This is a genomic window from Aquisphaera insulae (assembly GCF_011064615.1).
Lineage (GTDB): Bacteria > Planctomycetota > Planctomycetia > Isosphaerales > Isosphaeraceae > Aquisphaera > Aquisphaera insulae.
On the sequence record NZ_JAALJH010000026.1, the window covers coordinates 69,015 to 84,642 of the forward strand.

A 15,628-nucleotide genomic window follows, 5' to 3' on the forward strand; every position below is an offset into this window, starting at 1 on the left:
GGTCAGGGGACGATCGCACCCGCCCCCGGGTTCCGGTAGACCGCGATCGTCGTGTCGTCCGTCAGGCAGATCGGCGCGATGCCGTCGAGTGCCCGGAAGAATCCCTCCGGCCCCCACGGGCCGTGCTGGAGCGAGGCCGAGACCGCGACGAACCGGGTGCGGACCTCGCCCAGCGGCGGCAAGGCCGAATGGTCGTCCACGGCGTTCACGACGTGGGCCAGGCCCTGGACACCATAGTATGAAGGGTCGGTGTCGCCGAAGTAGTACAGGGTCACGTCGCGCATCTCGGGCCGCTCGCGTTGCAACCGGGCCAGCCCCCTGAGGCCCTGCCCCCAGTCGAGGTTGGAATCCGCGAGGATCCGACGGCCGCCGATCGGGCCGCCGGCGATCGCGTTGAAATAGGTCAGCTCGAACGGATGCCACGTGGCGACGGCCGCCGCCTGGCCGGCCAATCCGAGCCCGACAACGCCGGCCGCCCATCCCGCCCGTCGCCCGTTGCCCTCGGCCAGCCGAGACACCCACACGATCGCCACCGGTGCCATCGGCAGCATGTACCGGATCCCGTAGTTCCGCGTGGAGCCGAGCGAGGCGGCCAGGACGAAGAGCACGACCAGCAGCGGCAGGAGTTCGTCGTGCGGATCGCGACCCTCCGCGGCCGCCACCCGGCGCGGATCGCGTCCCAGGACGGCGCTCCCGATCACGAGCAGCCAGAACGTCAGCGGGACCTTGACGGCCATGGCGATCAGGTAGTAGGACCTCCAGCCGGTCATCCGCCGCTCGCCCAGGAGGTAGCTCGGCCCGCCCGACATCTGGTGATGGACCTGGGTGGCGAAGCCAACCCAATCCTGGGGCCACCGCGTCTCATAGATCGCCCGCGCGAGGGGACCGAGCCGGCCGAACCGGGCGGCGATGCTCGGGTGATCGCCGGTCGAGCCGCTGAGCGGCATGAGCGCGAAGCCCGTGACCGCGACGTCGGCGGCCAGCATGAGCGCGACGAAGCCCGCCATGGCGGCGGCGAGTCGGAGCGTCCGCGCGATCAACCCCGCTCGTCCCGCCCGCGCCAGGTCGTCGATCCACCAGGCCGCGGCGATCAGCGGCGGGAGGAGCACCGCGGTCGACTTGCACGAGAAGGCCAGGCCGGCCGCCGCGGCCGAGGCCCAGAGCCATCGCGTGCGGCCGGTGGCGCGGAACCGCCAAAAGAGGAAGAGCACGGCGGCGGTGCAGGCGAGGATCGGCGTCTCCATCGTGGCGAGGCCGCCGTGCGCCAGCAGGTTGGGGCTGAGGGCGAAGAGCCAGGCGGCCAGGGCCATGGCGCGGTCGCCGTAGGCCGCGCGGCTCCAGCCGGCGGTCAGCAGCAGCCCCGCCAGCCAGATCCAGGATCCGCCGATGCGGACGATCGGCAGCAACTCCGACTGGCGGCGGATCGGCTCGTCGATGAGGCCGCCCCGGCCCGTCCGGTCGAGGACCCAGAACACGGGCGTCTGCTGGAGCTTCCAGAAGGTCAGGGGGGAGCCCATGCGGGTGATCTCGGATTGCTCGCCGGTCCGCCACCAGCGGGCCGCGACCCGGAGGTAGGTGGTCTCGTCGTAGGTCGCCGAGGTCCGCCCGGCCGAGTCCGCGATCAGCGCGAGGCCGACCATCGCCGCCGTCGCGACGAGTCCGACGAACAGGATCGATCCGGGCTTCCTACCCATGGGCCGCTCCTCAGCCGGACGGCTCGCCTGGCCGGATGACCCGGCCCTCGGCCTGGCTCCGCTCGATCTCGCGGACCAGCCTGGCGATCCGGAGCGCGTCGCGGATCGTCGGGGCGGCCGAGGGCTCTCCGTGGACCAGCTCGTGGAACTGCTTGTTGAGCACGTCGCCCACGGTCGGCTCCAGGGGGAGGCGTTCCTCGTGCGTCCCCGAGGCGTCGGACCACTGGATCCGCTCGGGGAGCTCCAGCCAGGCCGCGCCCCGCTCGGCGAAGACCTGGAAGCCCGCGGGGGGGAGGAACCGGCTGGCCTCGCCCCAACGGCCGCGGTCGTACCGGCCGAAGGAGACCTGGGCCGACGCACCGCCGGGGAACTCGGCGACGAAGCTGCCGAAGTCCGGCTCCGGGGGCTTCCCCTCCGCGGCCGGGACGACCTGGGCCCTGGCGCCACCGACCGATTCCGGCAGGGCGTTCATCAGCGAGCAGCACCAGTCCAGCAGGTAGCTCCCCGGATCCACGAGCAGGGGGGAGGGGGCGAGCTGGGTGCTCGGGCCGGGGACGGCATAGCGGTCGAACCCGAAGAGCCGCGACTGGCCCAGGATCAGCCGCGGCGGCCCCAGCGACGTCGCCAGCAGCTCCTTGAGGCGGAGGGTCGCCGGATAGCAGCGGCGGGCGAACTCGGGCATGAACGCGATGCCCGCCTCGCCGACCTGGCGTGCCAGGCCCTCCAGCTCGTCGGCGGACTCGGCCAGCGGGAGCCCGCAATAGACCGACTTCTTCGCCTCGCAGGCGAGGGCCAGCGGATGGAGGCCGAACCACTGGGGCGAGAGCACATAGATCACATCAACATCGGTCCGGGACACCAGGGCGGAGAGGCCCTCGCAGGCGACGCATCCGAGCTGCTCCGCCTCGGTCCGGGCCCGCCGGTGGACCTGGTCGTAAACGGCCGTCACCCGGAACCGGTCCTTGAGCCGGAGGAGCGACGGCTTGTGACGGCTCTCCCAGAGGCGACCCAGGCCGATGACCCCCACCCGAAGCCGGGTGTGTTGCGACGCTCCCAAACGCCCCTCCTCGCGACCCCACGCGGCCCTCGCCGTCGGCCCGCCACCGGGCTTGGGCCGGACCCCAGAGAGGTTATCAGCAACGCCCCCCCCGCGGCTACCCGGAACAAGACCCGAGCGAGACGCCTTCCGCTCGGTTACGATGGCGCGAATGGCACCGAGGTAGGGTCCGACGAGGTCCGTCTGTCATGCGTGCAGTGGTCCAGCGCGTGTCGCGAGGCTCCGTGGAAATCGACGGCTCGACCGTCGGCGCGATCGGCGCCGGGTTCGTCGTCCTGCTCGGGGTCGCCCGCGACGACGGCGAGGCCGATGCCGCCTGGCTGGCCGACAAGATCCTGAACCTGCGGGTCTTCGAGGACGAGCAGGGGAAGATGAACCGGAGCGTCGTGGACGTCCGCGGCGGGATCCTCGTGGTCAGCCAGTTCACGCTCCTGGCGGACTGCCGGGCCGGCCGCCGGCCCAGCTTCACCGCCGCGGCCGACCCCGCGGACGCGGAGCGGCTCTACGAGCGGTTCGTGGCGATCCTCCGCGGGTCCGGCCTGGAGGTCGCCACCGGCGTCTTCCGGGCCATGATGCAGGTCTCCCTCGTCAACGACGGCCCGGTCACCCTGCTGCTCGACAGCCGCAAGGCGTTCTGAACCCGGCGACGCCGCCTTCTCTCCCATTCCAAGCACGCTGAAGCGAAAAGGCCCTCTCCCGATGAGCAACACACTGGCGACGGATCGACTGGTCCTGGGTCTGGACATGGGGACGCAAAGCCTGCGGGCGGCGCTCGTGGACCTGAAGGGCCGGACGGTGGCCTACGGCGTCGAGCCGATCGAGACGACCTATCCCCGCCCCGCCTGGGCAGAGCAGTCTCCTCAACAGTGGTGGGCCGCGACGAAGTCCGCCATCGCCAAGGCCCTGGACAAGTCCGGTGCCTCGCCCAAGCAGATCGCCGCCATTGGCCTGGACTGCACCGCCTGCACGGTCCTCGCCTGCGACCTGGAGGGCAACCCGCTCCGCCCGGCCATCCTCTGGATGGACCAGCGCTCCTATCGCGAGGCCGACGCCATCAGCGCGACGAATGACCCGATCCTGAGGTATGTCTCCGGACGCGTCTCGCCCGAGTGGATGCTCCCCAAGGCGCTCTGGCTCAAGAACAACGAGCCGGAGAATTACCGCAAGGCGGAGCGGATCGTCGAGTGCACCAACTGGATGATGTACAGGCTGACGGGACGCTGGACGCTGTCGCTGAACCACGTCGCCGTGAAGTGGAACTACGCCCGCCCCGACGGCGGCTGGCCGCTGGCGATGATGGCGAAGGTCGGCCTGGACGACCTGCCGTCGAAGTGGCCCGCGGAGATCGTCCCCCTCGGCAAGGGTGATGACAAGCTGAGCGCCGGGGCGGCCGCGGAGCTCGGCCTGGAACCCGGCACGCCCGTCGCCCAGGGGGGCATCGACGCCTATCTCGGGATGCTCGGCCTGGGGGCGACGAACGACGGCGACGTCGCGGCCATCGTCGGCTCGAGCACCTGCCACCTCGCCCAGTGCAAGGACGGCGTGTTCGGCTCGGGCGCGGCGGGCTGCTATCCCGACGCCACGGTGGAGGGGCTCTACACCATCGAGGCCGGCCAGACGGCCACCGGCTCGATCCTCGACTGGTATCGCCGCCACTTCGCGGCCCGCGAGCAGGCCGAGGCGGACAATCGCGGGGTGAACGTCTACAGCGTGCTCGACGAGGAGGCCGCCAAGGTCCCGCCCGGCGCCGACGGCCTGGTCGTCCGCGACGATTTCCAGGGGAATCGCTCACCGTACAAGAACCCCCAGGCCCGCGGCGCGATCGCCGGCCTGTCGCTGGCCCACGGCCCCGGCCACATCTTCCGCGCCCTGTATGAGGCCACCGCCTGCGGCACCCGCCACATCCTGGAGGACGCCTCGAAGCACGGCCTGAAGGTCCAGCGGATCTTCCTGGGCGGCGGCGGCGCCAAGTCCCCACTCTGGCTCCAGATCCACGCCGACATCCTCAAGCAGCCCGTGCATCTGACCCGCGAGAGCGAGTCCTGCGCCCTCGGCTCCGCCATGATCGCCGCGATCGCCGCCGGCGATTTCGCCAACCTCGACGAGGCCGCTCAGGCCATGGTCGCCATCGAGAAGACCGTCGACCCGAACCCGGCCAACGCGTCCGCCTACGACGAGCTGTTCGCGAAATACGTGGATCTCTACAAGCGGCTTAATGCCTGATCCGTGACCCTCTCGACGCTTCGCTTCCGCCGATCCGGGGCGCACGTGCCCCGGATCGTGCGATTTCGGAGACCAGGACCGGCGTGAGCAGAGCTGAAGCTCCTTCGGAAAGCAGGTGAGTCTCAGGCCCTCCCGGACGGACAATGGCCCGATCTTCCTGGGCACCGATGGTGAACCAGAATGACCCTTCAGCCATCCCTGGCCCCTTCAGCCATCTCCGAGCCGCGGGGAGCGAGCCTGGGCGGCCGCGTGAGCTCGCGTCGCCGAGGCCGCGACGGGGCGGAAGGTCGAGTCTACTCACCGACCGGGGGCGGTGCGGGTAGGATACTCGGGCGAAGTCGCTCCCGGCGTCGTGGCGGCCCATTCGGTTCCGCCCCGGGGCGATCGCCACCTTCGGAGGAGGCTTATCGTGGGCACGGACTCGAAGGTCGCCATCATCACCGGCGCCTCCCAGGGCATCGGAGAAGGGCTGGTGCGCGGATACCTGGCGAGGGGCTACCGCGTGGTCGCCAACTCCCGGTCAATCCGGCCCGACGCCTACGAGGGTGATACCCTCGCCGTCGCCGGTGACATCACCGACCCGGCGGTCGCCGAGCGGGTCGTCGGGGTCGCGGTCGAGAAGTTCGGCCGCGTGGACACGCTCGTCAACAACGCCGGGGTGTTCGTCCCCGCGCCGTTCACCGAGTACACCGAGGACGACTACGCGCGGGTGGTCTCGCTGAACCTCGGCGGGTTCTTCCATGTCACCCAGCGGGCGATCAAGCATATGCTGGCGCGCGGGGGCGGCGGGCACGTAGTGAACCTGACGACGACGCTCGTGGGCCAGCCCGTGAAGGGGGTGCCGTCGGCCCTGACATCCCTCACCAAGGGAGGGCTCGACGCCGTCACGCGGTCGCTGGCGATCGAGTACGCGGACAGGGGCATCCGGGTCAACGCCGTGGCGCCGGGCAACATCCGGACGCCGATGCATCCCCCCGAGACGCTCGCCGCCCTCGCCGCGATGCACCCCCTGGGGCGGATGGGGGAAGTCTCGGAGATCGTCGAGGCGGTCCTGTACCTGGAGTCGGCCGGGTTCGTGACGGGCGAGACCCTGCACGTCGACGGCGGGGCGCACGCCGGACGCTGGTGACTGCCGAGGAGCTGGTGATGGTCACGCGCCCCCTAATCCCGGTCTTCCGATAAGGGCAACGGCGACGAGATGACGATCCCCAGCTCGACCAGGTGACCGCGATGCTCATCGCCCTCTCCGGCCCGGCCCGGCCCTCGCGCAGGACGCGCCGCCCCGGTTCGCTGTCGGACGACCTGGGCCTGGCCCTTCAGGCCGGAGAGCACTTCCAGGACGACCCGGGCCCTGGACTGGGGCGTGAAAGCTCGGCGACGGCGTTTGGGCACCCGAGGACGCTCCTGGGAGGCCAGTACCGACCAAGGTGATGGTCCAATCCCAGGGGCGCACTTCAGTGACTCTGCGGTCTCAAGGACCGCCGCCCGGAGATCGAGGTTCATCCCCAAGCAGCCCAATAGCCGTCCGGGGTCAAGTCCTGCGTCTTGTTTCGCTCGGGCCGTCCGAGGCCAGGCCATCCGGGTCGGGCCACCATCTGAGGCAAACGAAACTCGCGGACCTACATTCTTGACAGAGTCCAGAATTAGATTTAGTCTCGAATCATGCCCAGAGATCCCGCCAAGGCCAAGCTGCTTCGCTCGCGAGGGCTGCAAGTCACCGCCCAGAGGCTGGCGGTGATGCGGGCGGTCCAGGCGCGGCCGCACTGCACGGCAGATGAGGTGGCCGAGCGGGTACGCGCGGAGATCGGCACGATCTCGCGGCAGGCCGTCTATGACGCCCTCGGGATCCTGGCCGACAGGGGCCTGATCCGCCGCATCCAGCCGGCCGGCTCGCCGGCGCTGTACGAGGACCGGGTCGGCGACAACCACCATCACGTCATCTGCCGGTCGTGCGGCAAGACGGTGGACGTGGATTGTGCCGTCGGCGCGATGCCTTGCCTGACGCCGTCCGACGCGGCGGGCTACCGGATCGACGAGGCGGAGGTGATCTTCTGGGGCACCTGCCCCGAATGCCTCGCCGCGGCTCCGCCGCCGGATCACGATTGAGAACGAACGTCTCCAACCCGTCCGACTGATCCTGCAAATCGACCAGCCAGGGGAGAACGCCGATGTCAGAGCAGGCGACGAAGTGCCCGTTCGCGGGCGAGGGTGTCTTTCACACCGCGGGCGGGGGGACGACGAACCGCGACTGGTGGCCGCATGAGCTGCGAGTGGATCTCCTCAATCAGCATTCGGCCCGGTCCAACCCGATGGGCGAGTCCTTCGACTATGCCGAGGAGTTCAGGTCGCTCGACCTGGCGGCGGTGAAGAAGGACCTCGCGGCGCTGATGACGGACTCGCAGGACTGGTGGCCGGCGGACTTCGGCCATTACGGTCCGCTCTTCATCCGGATGGCCTGGCACAGCGCCGGGACCTACCGGATCGCCGACGGCCGCGGCGGCGGCGGCCGGGGTCAGCAGCGGTTCGCGCCCCTCAATAGCTGGCCGGACAACGTCAGCCTGGACAAGGCCCGCCGCCTCCTCTGGCCGATCAAGCAGAAATACGGCCGGAAGCTCTCGTGGGCCGACCTGATCATCCTCACGGGCAACGTCGCCCTCGAGACCATGGGCTTCAAGACATTCGGCTATGGCGGCGGCCGTGCCGACACCTGGGAACCGGACCATGACGTCTACTGGGGCAGCGAGACGACCTGGCTGGGGGGCGACGAGCGCTACTCCCATGGGTCGAAGGGCGTGGAGAAGGACGGCGGCGTCGTCTCCTCCGACGATTCGGCCGATGGGAAGATCCACAGCCGCGACCTGGAGAACCCGCTGGCCGCGGTGCAGATGGGACTGATCTACGTCAACCCAGAAGGCCCGGACGGTAACCCGGATCCGGTCGCCGCCGCCAAGGACATCCGCGACACCTTCGGCCGTATGGCGATGAACGACGAGGAGACCGTGGCCCTCATCGCCGGCGGCCACACCTTCGGCAAGACCCATGGCGCCGGGCCGGCCTCGAACGTCGGGCCCGATCCCGAGGCGGCCGGGCTCGAGATGCAGGGCCTGGGCTGGAAGAACAGCTTCGGCACCGGCAAGGGGGCCGACGCGATCACGAGCGGCCTGGAGGTCACCTGGACCAGCACCCCGACACACTGGAGCAACAACTTCTTCTGGAACCTGTTCAGCTTCGACTGGGAGCTGACCAAGAGCCCGGCGGGGGCCCACCAGTGGACGCCGAAGAACGGGGCCGGCGCCGGGACCGTGCCGGCCGCGCACGATCCCTCGAAGCGGATCGCGCCGTCGATGCTGACCACGGACCTGGCGCTCCGGTTCGACCCGACCTATGAGAAGATCGCCCGGCGGTTCATGGAGAACCCGGACCAGTTCGCCGACGCCTTCGCCCGCGCCTGGTTCAAGCTGACGCACCGCGACATGGGCCCGAAGGCACGCTATCTGGGCCCCGAGGTCCCCGCCGAGGACCTGATCTGGCAGGATCCGATCCCCGCGGTCGATCATCCGCTCGTGGATTCGAACGACATCGCCGCACTCAAGGCGAAGATCGCGGCGGCCGGGCTCACGGTCTCGCAGCTCGTCTCGACGGCCTGGGCCTCGGCGTCGACCTTCCGCGGCTCGGACAAGCGCGGCGGGGCCAACGGCGCCCGGATCCGCCTGGCACCCCAGAAGGACTGGGAGGTCAACCAGCCGGCGCAGCTCGCGGCCGTGCTTCAGGCCCTGGAAGGCATCCAGCAGGACTTCAACGGTTCCGCATCGGGCGGCAAGAAGGTCTCGCTCGCGGACCTGATCGTCCTGGCCGGGGGGGTGGGCGTCGAGCAGGCCGCGAAGGCCGCCGGCATCGACGTCACGGTCCCGTTCACCCCTGGGCGGATGGACGCCCTCGCGGACCAGACCGACGTGGAGAGCTTCGCGGTGCTCGAGCCGATCGCCGACGGCTTCCGGAACTACCTCGGGGGCAAGTTCTCGGTCCCGGCCGAGGCACTCCTGATCGACAGGGCACAGCTCCTGACGCTGACCGCGCCGGAGATGACGGTCCTCGTCGGCGGATTGCGGGTGCTCAACGCCAATGCGGACGGGTCCTCCCACGGTGTTTTCACGAAGCGACCCGAGACCCTGAGCAACGACTTCTTCGTGAACCTGCTCGACATGGGGACGGCCTGGTCGCCGACCTCGGAGTCCGCGGACGTCTTCGAGGGCCATTGCCGGAAGACGGGCGCGGTGAAGTGGACCGGCACGCGGGCCGACCTCGTGTTCGGATCCGACTCGCGGCTCCGCGCGGTGGCCGAGGTCTACGGCAGCTCCGACGCCCAGGAGAAGTTCGTCCGCGACTTCGTCGCGGCCTGGACGAAGGTGATGAACCTCGATCGGTTCGACGTGGCTTGATCGCGGTGCGGAACCCCGCCTCGCCCCCGACCTGGAGGCGGGGGCGAGGCGGGCAATCATGGTCGGCGATCAGGCCAGGCGATACCCCAGCGTCCGCCGCCAGGCCGCCGCGATGGGGAGCGCCAGCACGGCGAAGATGAGGACGCTCATCACGCCCTGCGAGCCCCCCTCCACGAAGCCGTAGCTGTGCAGGCCAACGCCCAGGACGAAGTTCACGCCGTACCAGGCCATGATCACCGAGAGGAAGCAGACGATCGAGCTGAAGACCAGGCCGAAGGTGTTGACCCAGCCGGCGAACCGCCCGTGGAGCGGGACCAGGTAGACCAGGAGCGTGATGAGGGCCCAGACCTCCTTCGGATCCCAGCCCCAGAACCGGCCCCAGGAGTAGTCGGCCCAGAAGCCGCCGAGCATCGTCCCGGCCGCGACCAGCAGGACGCCGACCTGCATCGCCCGGTAGATCAGGTTGGCGATCGGCTTGATGTTCGCTGCCGTCGCCTGCATGGCCAGGCCGCGGGCGTCCAGGTTGCCCCAGGCCGTCTTCTCCGAGGCGAAGATCTGCGCCACGGTCGGCCGCGCGATCGTCGCCACGCCGCCGCCCGAGGACGACGACGCGGCATGGGCACCGGCGTAGGCCGGCTCGCGCCGGCTGCCCGCCAGGTCGTCGGCCTCCAATTCACCGGCCGCCGCGTCGCGGAGGGCGTTCCGGAAGACGCGACGGTTCACGAACTCGCCCCCCATCGCCAGCAGGCCGGCGAGCACGAGGGCGCCCCCCGCCTCGGCGATCAGGAGGAAGGACGAGAACAGGACGTCGCCGGAAACCCAGGACGTGCCAGCCCCGGACGAGGTGGCCATGAGGCCGAGCGAACCGGCCGCCAGCGTCCCCAAGCCGGGGGCGATGGGCATCGCGAGCTCGGCATAGCCGGGCGACCGCTTGTATACGGCGGTCAGGTAATAGCCCATGGCGATCAGGCCGAGCATCCAGGCCAGGCCGAAGGCCGCGTAGCTGGAGACGATCGTGAGCACGTGGATGGTCAGCCAGAAGTTGCTCCGGAGCACCGGCATCAGGCTGCCGATGCTCGGGTCCAGGAGCGGCACGTTCACCGCCGTGATCGTCCCAAGGAGCGCGACGGCCGAGCCGCCGAGCGCGGCGAAGACCTTGCGGTAGACCCCTTCCAGCACGACGGAGAGCACCGCGGCGACCAGCGCGACCCAGATGACGGTCTCATACATGTTGGTGACCGGGGCCCAGCCGGAGATCCGGATCCGGAGATAGAAGCCGTAGGCCTCGATCGCGATGCCGCCCACCAGGGCCGCCAGCCCCGCCGCGTAGACCGCCCTGCCAACGCTCGCCGCCCCGCTCGACCGGAAGGCCTTCAGGACCAGGGTCAGCACCAGCAGGATCGTGGCCGCGCCATAGCCGAATGGGGCCAGCCAGAACGGGTTCATGCTATTAAAGTGGGTCTCGCGCTCGATGGCGGCGACCGGGGCATAGTGGCCGGCGGCGACCGCGTCGCCGAGCGTCCGCGAGCTGGCGATCATCGCCGCGGCGAGCGGCTCCGGCAGCCTGCCCGGCTGGCGATCCTCGGCCTGGATCATCGCCGCGTAGGCATCCAGGAACGCCTTCGTCTCGGCCTCGGGATAGCCGGCGGCGACCAGGTCGCTCGCCCCCGCCTTGACGAAGACCCTCAGCGGCACCCAGGCCGAGTTCTCGCGGAGCCAGGCCCCGAACTTGTCGTCGAACTTCGCGTCCTCGCCCGGGTCCTTGCGTTGGTCGCGGGGGATGGCGTCCCAGTAGGTGTCGAGCGCCTTGAGGACGTCGAACTCGATCGGCGCCAGCGACCGCACGTCGCGAGACTCGCGGGCCTTCTTGACCACCCCGGCGAGGTAGGTCATCGCCTTCGCGGACGAGGTCCGGGGCATGACCCGGATCATGGTCGAGGAGCGGGCATCGTCGCCGCTGACGGCCTTGTAGGTCATCAGCCGGCGGGCGACCTCGATGGCCCGCCGCTCGGTCTCGGTGAGCCGGGCCGCCGACTTCGGATTGGCCTCGTACTTCTCCTTCTGCTCGTTGAGCTCGGAGGCCCACTGCATGAACGGCTCGGGGTCGCCGTGGCCGGCGATCTTCGCGTCCTCGATCTCGCGGGGTGAGAGCCATTTCAGCTCCTCGCCCAGCCGGAGGCCGATCGCCGCGACGGCCTTCTTGCCGGCGTCGTCCAGGTGGCTGCCCCGGAGGTAGTCCTCGAACGCCTTCGTGGTCAGCTCCGGGCCGGAGGCGAGCGCCTCGAGCGCGGGCCGCTCGGCCTCCGGGGCCTTCGCGGCCAGGTCCTTGACCTGCTGCTTGAGGGTCCCGTCCAGGAGCTTCTGGCGGAGCGGGCCGAAATCGACCAGGACGAATGCCTGGTCGTCCCAGAACTCGGGGCGGACCATCCAGTCCAGGAAGGCCCCCACCGGCCCCCAGGAGGCGACGACCTTGCCCCGGTCGTCGCGGAGGTTGATCGACTCGCGGCCGAAGACCTCCTTGATCTCCTCGCGGGCGACGGTGTCCAGCGGCTTGACCCGGCCGGCGTGCATCACGGCGAGCTCGCCCACGCGGTCATAGGCCGGGCCCCGGCCCAGGTCCTCGACCTTCGACTCCTCGGCCCTCGCGCCGGCCACCGTCGCGAAGAGGACGACCGCCAGGCCCGCGGCGAGATGCCGCCAGGAGATCAGATACCGCACGGCTCGTCTCGCTTTCATAACGGGTCTCCGCGGCTCGTCTTGACGGGCAGTGCCCGGGGATTGCTGGGGAATTGCTGGGATTCGTCGGGTCGCTTCGATTCCGCTCGTCATTCTGTACTCAGAGCGTCTCGGGCTCGTCGGCCCGGTCCGCGGCCGAGCTCGACAGCCGGCGGGCGGCCTGCCGGAGCGTCCGCTTGGCGGAGTCGCTGAAGACGCCGGCCTTCATGGTGAACTGGAGGAAGATGCCCACGACCAGGATCAGGCAGCCCGCATACTTGACCGGCCGGCCGGGGTCCACCCCCACGTGCAGCACGGACTGATAGATCCCGCTCCGCTGCCCGGTCTCCCGATCCGCCACGGCCGAGTAACGCATCTGGTAGAACGTATAGCCCCGATGCGTCATCGGCTCGTTCATCGAGATCAGGTGCGGGCGATCCTTGATCCCCCGGCTCTCGTCGGTCAGCTCGACCTGGCTTTCGAACTTGGTCGCGTTCTCGGTCCCCGGGCTGAAGCCGACCTCGAACTTGTCGAGCTTGAGCTGGAACCCGAGCGGCTGGCGATCGACGTCGTAAGCCAGCTGGAAGACCCGGTCGCCGAGCTGGATCGGCTGGAACGCGGGGGCCTCCGTCGAGTCGTCGCGGCGGACCCAGACCTCGCGGGTGGCATCCCCCGTGGAAAGCTCCAGCAGGGCCGCCGGGATGGCCTGGTCCATCTGGGCCTTGGGCAGGTAGACCGGCTCGTAGATCCTCCGCTCGACGCCCGACGGCAGGTAGTCGTCGACGCGGAAATTGATGAACATCGGCATGTCCCCGCCGCCGAGCGCGGGGGTCGCCTTCTTGAGGTCGACCGGGCCGGCCGAGCGGAGCACGGTCTTGCCGTCCTTGCCGCGGCCGAAGACGCGGTAGAAGAGCTTGCCGTCGGGCCCGGCGAGGACCTCGATCTGCCCCATCCGGCCCGAGAGCTTCGGGTCGAGATCGGGCACGACCATCAGGTGGATCGAGGCCAGCGGCTGCGGCATCGGCGCGGCCGGGTCCTCGGTATTCGGGGCCACGTTGGGGATCATGGGCAGCGAGCCGAGCGCCCAGTGCTTCACCGGGGGGCCGCTCCCCTTGCGGATCTCGAAGATGCCCACCGGGACGGCCGCCTCGCCCAGGACGCGGAAGAGGCCGCCGTCGTTCGTCGGGAAGTCCGCGACCTTCTCCACCAGCACCGAGAGGTCGCTGTCGGGGAGCGTGATCGTCTTCCCTTCCTGATCCCTCAGGGCCAGGTCGAAAGTCCGCGGCTTGCCGGCCTTGTCCGCATAGCGGAACCGGGCCAGCCCGCGCGGGCCGGCGTCCATCGGCGGCTTGAGGAAGTCCTCGACGAGCTCCGGCCGGTCCACGTAGGCGAAGGCGACGAGCGCGGGGGCTTCACGCCCGCCGATCTCGGTCCGGGCGACCCGGTAGAATCGGCGATCGAGGGCGAACCACTGGTCGTCCTCGGACATGAAGGCCTCCCGCGCCTGGGGCATGCCGGGGGCCTTGAACTCGAGCTGCATCCGCGCCATCGGGACGCCCGACGGGTCGGACTCGTGGAGCGTGGCCGGGCCGGCGGCCGGGAGGAACGTCTTGATCACCACCTTGACGGGATCGCCGGGCTCGCTCAGGACCTCGCCCGCGGACGAGGGGGCGGGGAGCCGGCCGTCCGTCAGGCCGTTGAGCGTGAAGTCCATCAGGTTGTTCAGCCGGGCCTGGCCGTTGCCCCAGGCGAACGGGCCGGGGGCGAAGTGGAACTCCCGGGGCGTGCCCGGCTCTCCGGTCTTGGGATCGACTTCCCGGAGGCGGATCACGGAGTCCTGGAGCCGCAGGAGCTGCGACTTGGTCTCCCCCTCCAGCATGACGACCTCGCCCTCGTCGGCCGTCCGGAAGCTGACGTAGGAGCCGGCGATCAGGACGAGCAGCCCGAGGTGGGTCACCACGAACCCGGTCTGGCGCCTCTTCCAGGGGAATCGGATCGCCGCCGCGCAGAAGATGTTGACCGCGAGGAATCCCAGCAGGAGCGCGAACCAGGTGCTGCGATAGACGTAGTCCTGGACCGTGGCCGTGCCGTAGCGGGATTCCAGCCAGGTGGCGAAGGCGAGGGCCGCGGCCAGCGAGCCGAGCCCGATCACCGCCAGCTTGAGCGAGGCGAGGAAGCGATAGACGGCCATGAGCAGGCCGACGACGCCCCGACCGGACGCGGGCTGCCGCGACGGATGTTTCGACTTCGCGTCCGCGGCGGTCGACGAGTCGATCACCGGGGACTTCTTCGCGGCGGTCGCCATGTTCTCACCTGACGAGGAGGGTCGCACTGCAAGGAGGGACCGGGCGTCCGGCGGGCCTGATCCGCGTGAGGAGGACCGTCGGTTGCTCGCCCGGTTGACGAGTTCATTCTATCCGGGGCCGGCGCCGGCAGCCAGTCGCGGCGAGCGACGGCCGCCCGAACGCCGTGGATTGCAGGGGGTTCAAGGGGGTCAGTGGCGGAAGGCCAGGTGGCACGACACGCACGTGGAATCCAGCCGGCGGGCCGCCGCCACGGACGCGTCGCGATCCCCCGCCCGCCCGGCCTCCGCCAGGGCCCGCGACTCGGACAGCATCCCCGCGGCGAGGGTCCGCCAGCGAGCGCGTCCGGGTCGGAAGTCGGGGACGTGCTCGGAGGCCGCGACGGCGGCCTTTTCCGCCTTACGTGCGAAGTCCGCGAGCTGTTCGACGGACGAGGCGTCGCGCCCCAGCCCGGCGACCCATTCGCCGACGGCCGGTCGGCGAGGATCGGACCCCGGCGTCGTCGCGAAGGCCCGCATCGCCAGCCGGAGGCCCTGGCCGTCACCCGGCACGGGCATGGCCGGGCCGGCCTGCCACGCGATCGCCGCCGCCAGGAAGAGGGCCAGCGAGGCCGTCACGCCCGACTGCACGAGCTGCCGGCGGAGCAGCGCCCGGGCCCGCTCCAGTCGTCGGGACATCGAGCCGGACGGCCAGCCGAGCCGGCGGGCGGCCTCGTCGTTGGTCATCCCCTCCAGGTAGCAGAGGACGATCGGCTCGCGGTACTTGTCCGGGAGCCGCCCGAGCGCGCCGTCGAGGATCTGACGCAGCTCCCGACGCTCCAGGTCCTCGTCCGGAGGGCCGGCCGGATCGGGAAAGTCGGGCAGGGGGGCGGGGCCCTCGATGAGCGTCGAGCCCGTCCGCTCCCGGGCGCGTTGCCGCACCAGGCTGCCGCGGGCATGGAGTGCCAGCCGCCGGGCCACGGAGCCGAGCCAGGGGCCGGCCGACCCGGTCCACGAGACCCGGCCCGCCTTGCGGGCGAGCGTCAGGAACGTCGCCTGGAAGACGTCCTGGACGTCATGGTCGCACGCGAGCATCCTCCGACAGACCCGAAGGACGCGAGGCCCGTGCCGCTCCACCAGCTCGCGGAACGCCGCCTCCTCGCGGCGGCGGGCGAACCGTTCGAGCAGGCGGGCGTCGCTGTCCGGCTCGGTGATCAAG

The 15,628-nt window shown here is 70.4% G+C and carries 11 protein-coding genes; 5 read left to right on the forward strand and 6 right to left on the reverse strand.

The features are described 5' to 3' along the window. Nucleotides 1–2: 2 nt before the first annotated feature. Together G6O54_RS15910 and G6O54_RS15915 are read right to left on the reverse strand one after the other, a co-directional pair. Complete coding sequence (locus G6O54_RS15910) at nucleotides 3–1,694, reverse strand: ArnT family glycosyltransferase (RefSeq protein ID WP_165226634.1); 1,692 nt, start codon at nucleotides 1,692–1,694, stop codon at nucleotides 3–5. Between the two features lie 10 nt (nucleotides 1,695–1,704). Then, a complete protein-coding gene (locus G6O54_RS15915) occupies nucleotides 1,705–2,751 on the reverse strand; it encodes a Gfo/Idh/MocA family protein (protein ID WP_250846919.1) in 1,047 nt (348 codons plus the stop codon). A gap of 188 nt (nucleotides 2,752–2,939) precedes the next feature. On the opposite strand from G6O54_RS15915, the gene dtd reads away from it, so the two are divergent. From dtd to G6O54_RS15930, 3 genes are all read left to right on the forward strand, one after another. Then, nucleotides 2,940–3,389, forward strand: coding sequence for a D-aminoacyl-tRNA deacylase (gene dtd / locus G6O54_RS15920; protein ID WP_165226635.1), 450 nt, complete (start codon nucleotides 2,940–2,942; stop codon nucleotides 3,387–3,389). A gap of 61 nt (nucleotides 3,390–3,450) precedes the next feature. After that, nucleotides 3,451–4,974 (forward strand): FGGY-family carbohydrate kinase, encoded by a 1,524-nt coding sequence (locus G6O54_RS15925; RefSeq protein ID WP_165226636.1) that lies wholly within the window; start codon nucleotides 3,451–3,453, stop codon nucleotides 4,972–4,974. 409 nt (nucleotides 4,975–5,383) lie between these two features. Further along, a complete protein-coding gene (locus G6O54_RS15930) occupies nucleotides 5,384–6,103 on the forward strand; it encodes an SDR family NAD(P)-dependent oxidoreductase (RefSeq protein ID WP_165226637.1) in 720 nt (239 codons plus the stop codon). 32 nt (nucleotides 6,104–6,135) lie between these two features. Here the strand turns inward: G6O54_RS15930 and G6O54_RS15935 are convergent, their stop codons facing one another. Continuing rightward, entirely contained in the window at nucleotides 6,136–6,366 is a 231-nt protein-coding gene (locus G6O54_RS15935; RefSeq protein ID WP_165226638.1) for a hypothetical protein, read from the reverse strand. A 270-nt stretch (nucleotides 6,367–6,636) separates the two neighbouring features. On the opposite strand from G6O54_RS15935, the gene G6O54_RS15940 reads away from it, so the two are divergent. Together G6O54_RS15940 and katG are read left to right on the forward strand one after the other, a co-directional pair. Next, entirely contained in the window at nucleotides 6,637–7,080 is a 444-nt protein-coding gene (locus G6O54_RS15940) for a Fur family transcriptional regulator (RefSeq protein WP_165226639.1), read from the forward strand. 62 nt (nucleotides 7,081–7,142) lie between these two features. After that, complete coding sequence (katG, locus tag G6O54_RS15945; RefSeq protein WP_165226640.1) at nucleotides 7,143–9,413, forward strand: catalase/peroxidase HPI; 2,271 nt, start codon at nucleotides 7,143–7,145, stop codon at nucleotides 9,411–9,413. Between the two features lie 69 nt (nucleotides 9,414–9,482). Here katG and G6O54_RS38645 read toward each other — a convergent pair whose 3' ends face one another. From G6O54_RS38645 to G6O54_RS15960, 3 genes are all read right to left on the reverse strand, one after another. Continuing rightward, on the reverse strand, nucleotides 9,483–12,149 hold the full coding sequence (locus G6O54_RS38645; RefSeq protein ID WP_165226641.1) for a cytochrome c biogenesis protein: 2,667 nt from the start codon (nucleotides 12,147–12,149) through the stop codon (nucleotides 9,483–9,485). Between the two features lie 100 nt (nucleotides 12,150–12,249). After that, nucleotides 12,250–14,433 (reverse strand): cytochrome c biogenesis ResB family protein, encoded by a 2,184-nt coding sequence (locus tag G6O54_RS15955; RefSeq protein ID WP_165226642.1) that lies wholly within the window; start codon nucleotides 14,431–14,433, stop codon nucleotides 12,250–12,252. Between the two features lie 189 nt (nucleotides 14,434–14,622). Beyond that, entirely contained in the window at nucleotides 14,623–15,627 is a 1,005-nt protein-coding gene (locus tag G6O54_RS15960; RefSeq protein WP_165226643.1) for a sigma-70 family RNA polymerase sigma factor, read from the reverse strand. Nucleotide 15,628: the final 1 nt, after the last annotated feature.